Origin of the sequence: Protofrankia sp. Cr1 (assembly GCF_963555865.1) — a bacterium.
Lineage (GTDB): Bacteria > Actinomycetota > Actinomycetes > Frankiales > Frankiaceae > Protofrankia.
In genome coordinates, this window is record NZ_CAUVXO010000357.1 from 2,684 (window position 1) to 5,705 (window position 3,022).

Annotated in this window: 2 protein-coding genes; one reads left to right on the forward strand and one right to left on the reverse strand. The window is 70.1% G+C overall.

The genetic code is table 11. The features are described from left to right. The coding region (locus U9980_RS21220; RefSeq protein WP_322769529.1) for a metalloregulator ArsR/SmtB family transcription factor at positions 1–388 on the reverse strand (388 nt) is incomplete at its 3' end. A 129-nt stretch (positions 389–517) separates the two neighbouring features. Here U9980_RS21220 and U9980_RS21225 point away from each other — a divergent pair. Beyond that, positions 518–3,022 (forward strand): hypothetical protein (locus U9980_RS21225; protein WP_322769530.1); only part of this gene is annotated, 2,505 nt, incomplete at its 3' end.

Genomic DNA, 3,022 nt, shown 5'->3' on the forward strand with positions numbered 1-3,022 from the left:
ACTGCTGTTGGTGGTCCTGCTGTTGGTCTTCCGCGGACGGCTGGTCTTCCGCGGACGGCGACTGCGCTTGTTGGATCTGTCGAAGGTGGGCGTCGAGCCGCTCGAAGTTTGCATCCCAGAACTGGCGGTAGCGCTCCATCCACGCTGTGGCCTCCTGCAGCGGCCCGGCGGTGAGAGCGCTCGAGCGCCACTGGGCCGTGCGACTTCGGGAGATCAACCCGGCCCGCTCGAGCACCTTGAGGTGCCGCGAGATCGCTGGCAGGCTGATCGAGAACGGCTCAGCCAACTCCGTGACGGTCGCGTCGCCCTCCGCCAACCGAGCCAGGATCGCCCGGCGGGTCGGGTCCGCCAGCGCCGCGAAGATCGTGCTGAGTCGATCAGCTGCCATCGCATTTCACCCTGACGTTAATTAATCGATGTGTTAAACGTAGAACAAGGGCCGCCACGCCGTCAAGCGCCGGCTGCCCACCCCACCATCCTGGCTGTCGGTGATCCCGTCCCGGCAGCAGGATGCAGGATGCAGGACGTGGACTACGACCTGACCCGGCTCGGCAGCCGCGAGTTCGAGCACCTGACCCAGGCGCTGGCGCTGAAGGTGTTCGGGCCGGGTGTCGGCGTCTTCGGCGACGGCCCCGACGGCGGCCGCGAAGCCACCTACAGCGGCCGGGTCCGCTGGGCACCCGACGACCACACCGCCGACTGGAACGGCTACGTCGTCATCCAGGCGAAGTTCCGCAGCCGCCCGCTGGGCACGAGCCCGGATACGCGCTGGCTGCGCGCCACCGTGGAGGCGGAACTCAAACGATGGGCCGACCCGGAGTCCGCCCGGCGCAGCAAGGGCCGCCTCCCCCGGTATCTGCTGTTCACCACCAACGTCGTGCTCTCCGGCGCCCAGGCCGGTGGCGTTGACACGATGGACGAACTCATCCGCGGATACGCCCCGACGCTGGGCCTGAAGGGCTGGGGGACCTGGCACCACGACACGATCTGCCGGCTGCTCGACGGCCACGCCGATGTCCGCAAGGCCTTCAGCGGGCTCATCACACCCGGCGACGTCCTGGCGCTGCTGGCAGACGTGCTCCAGGGGCAGGCCGCGGATCTCGGTGAGGTCCTCACCTCCCACGCGATCAAGGAGATGCTCGCCGAACAGTGGGTGCGGCTGGGGCAGGCGGGCCATGCCGACAACGAGAAACTCGCACTCGGACGCATCGCGGTCGACCTCCCGGCGCTGCGGCCACAGCCGGAGAAACTGGAGATCGTCGACGCGGCCCGGTACGTGCTGGAACGTGGCGACAGCGTGCTGCGGCCGAGCCTGATCGGCCAGCGGCGTCCACACGTCGTACTGGTCGGCGGGCCGGGCCAGGGCAAGACCACCCTCGGGCAGCTGATCGCACAGGCCTACCGGGTGGCCCTGCTCGGCGAGACCGACCGGCTCGGACCCGAATCCGGCAGCCTGCGCACGACGCTGCGCGCCAACCTGGCCGACATCAACCTGCCGGTCCCCAACAGCCGCCGCTGGCCCGTCCGGGTGGAACTGTCCGCCTACGGTGACGAGGTCGCCGGCGGATCGGACGTGTCCCTGCTGCGCTGGATCGCCGAACGGGTCAGCGCCCGCGCCACCGACCGGGTCACCGCCGGTCAACTACGCGGCTGGCTCGCCGGCTGGCCGTGGCTGCTGGTCCTTGACGGCCTGGACGAGGTCGCCTCCCCGCACGCCCGCGAACACCTCATGCGGCACGTCACCGACTTTCTCGTGGACGCCACCCGCGTCGACGCCGACCTGCTCATCGTCGCGACCACCCGACCGCAGGGCTACACCGGCGAGTTCACCGACACGCTGTACGAACATCTCACCCTGGCCCCGCTGCTGCCGCCGGGTGCCATCGCCTACGCGACCCGCCTGGCCGACGCCCGCCACGGCGACGACACCGACCTGCGCGACCGGGTGCTGCGACGGGTCCAGCGGGCCGCCGACGAACCCCTGACCGCCCGGCTCATGCGCACCCCGCTCCAGGTCACCATCATGTCGCTGTTGCTGGAACAGCGCTCGCGCGTCCCGCAGGACCGCTCCCGGCTGTTCGACGCCTACTACGACACCATCTACGCCCGCGAAGCCGCCAAACGAGGTCCCCTGGCCCGCCTGCTCGACGACTATCGCGCCGACGTCCACGCGCTGCACGAACGGGTCGGGCTGGAATTGCAGGTCCTTGCCGAAGCCGACGGCGAAGCGGACGCCGCCATGCCCGCCGAACGGCTCCGAGCCGTTGCCGTCGCCCGGCTCCACGCCGAGGGCCACCCCGAGCCCGACATCCACCGCCTCGCCGACAACCTCGTCAGAGCCGCCACCCATCGCCTCGTCCTGCTGATTCCCAAGGGCGAGGACAGCATCGGCTTCGAAGTCCGCAGCCTGCAGGAGTTCATGGCCGCCCGTGCCATCGTCGCCGGTACCGACGACGTCATGATCGAACGCTTACGCCTGCTGGCACCATCGGCGCACTGGCGCAACACCTGGCTGCTCGCCGCCGGGCGCACCTTCATCCTGCGCGAGCACCTGCGCGCCCAGGTCGTCAGTCTGCTGCGCGAGATCGAAGCCGCCGAGCTGCTCGCCCTCGTGATCGGCGCCGGTGCCGAACTCGCCGCCGACATGCTCGACGACGATCTCGCGGCCCGGACACCCCAGTACCGGATGCTGCTCACCCACCATGCGCTGGAACTGCTCCAGCACCCGCCGAACGACGCCCTGCGCCAACGGGCCCTCACCCTTGCGGGTATTGCCACCGACCCTCGGATGCGTGTTCTTGTGATCCGCGCGCTGGAGCAGGCCGCCGCCGGCAACACCGTTCAACGCGCCACCGCCTCCGTTGTCCTCCACACCCTCGCGCAGGGAAGCGACATCCTGGCGGCACAGGCGCGCCGGCTTCGCGCCACCATCAAGCTGGACCCGATCCAGACGCTGTCGCTGGGAACCCTCACCGGCGCACAGCGGCCAGCCGGCGAAACGGCACCACAATCGCAGCCCCAG